The sequence below is a fragment of the Microvirga sesbaniae genome, from assembly GCF_025460805.1.
Lineage (GTDB): Bacteria > Pseudomonadota > Alphaproteobacteria > Rhizobiales > Beijerinckiaceae > Microvirga > Microvirga sesbaniae.
In genome coordinates this window covers 1-1,113 of the sequence record NZ_JAMXFJ010000119.1, presented here as the reverse complement: position 1 = coordinate 1,113, position 1,113 = coordinate 1, and the positions used below count along the sequence as shown (strand labels likewise).

The 1,113-nt window shown below is 65.5% G+C and carries 1 protein-coding gene and 1 pseudogene; both read right to left on the bottom strand.

Annotated elements, in window-relative coordinates; translation table 11 throughout:
• Positions 1-946: molybdopterin-dependent oxidoreductase (locus OCW50_RS33065; RefSeq protein ID WP_262300403.1), on the bottom strand; the 946-nt coding region annotated here is incomplete at its 3' end.
• Positions 947-994: 48 nt separating this feature from the next.
• Positions 995-1,096: pseudogene (locus OCW50_RS33630) on the bottom strand (hypothetical protein); the annotation flags it as partial.
• Positions 1,097-1,113 lie beyond the last annotated feature (17 nt).

Sequence of the window (1,113 nt, the reverse complement as noted above, 5' to 3'; positions counted from 1 at the left end):
ATGGAAGCTCGTGGTCGGCGTTCCCAACTCCATTGACCGAACCATACCCGAACCCAAACCCGCCCCCAGGGAGCCCGATCTGGCCCAGCATGGCAGCCAGGGTGATGGCCATCCAATAGGGTTGCTCGCCATGGTCCGCCCGCTGCAGCGACCATGACATCATGATGAAGGTGCGTCCGGCCGCCATCCGGCGGGCGAGGGTGCGGATTTCGTTCGCCGGAATTTCGCAGAGGCTCGCCGCCCACTCGGCCGTTTTGGCAACGCCGTCCTCGTCACCCGTCAGATAGGCCTCGACCTGGGCAAATCCGGTCGTATAGCGCGCCAGGAAGGCTCGATCGTGGAGGCTCTCACTCAGCAGGGTGTGACAAAGCCCGAGCATCAGGGCGACGTCCGAGTTCGGGCGCGGCGCCCACCACTCAGCCCCCAGCTCGACATGAGTGTCATTGCGGATCGGACTAATCGAGATCAGCTGGGGCCCGGCATCGCGGCAGGCACGAAGCCCCTCACGCAGGGTATGGCGGCTGAGCCCGCCAGAGCTGACCTGTGCGTTCTTGTGAGAGGCGCCGCCGAACATGACGATCAGGTCGGAATGGCCCGCGAGCAGACGCCACGGCGTGTGTCCGGCTGCCAGCCCGCGCCGGTCTCCGATCACATGGGGCAGGATCGTATCGGCCGCGGCAAAACTGTAATTCTGCACCGAGCGCGTGTAGCCGCCGATCGTGTTCAGGAAGCGGTGGATCTGGCTTTGCGCGTGATGGAACCTGCCGGCGCTCGCCCAGCCATAGGAGCCGCCATAAATCGCCTGGTTGCCATGATCCTGCCGGACCCGATCGAGTTCGCGCGCGACGAGCCCCAAAGCATCGTCCCAGCTCACCTCGACGAAGGGCTCGGCGCCCCGTCCCTCGCCGCCGGTTGCGGCACCGTTCTTCAGGAACGAGCGTCGCACCGCTGGCCGCAAAACACGCGCGGGGCTGGTCCTGGCAGCGATCATTGCGTTAGCAATCGGCGAGGGATCCGGATCACCCTCATACGGGGCAAGCGACACCGGTACGCCTTCCTCAAGCTGAACCCGGTAGGTGCCCCAGTGCGTCGCCAGCGTCGGTTTGTCTGGTG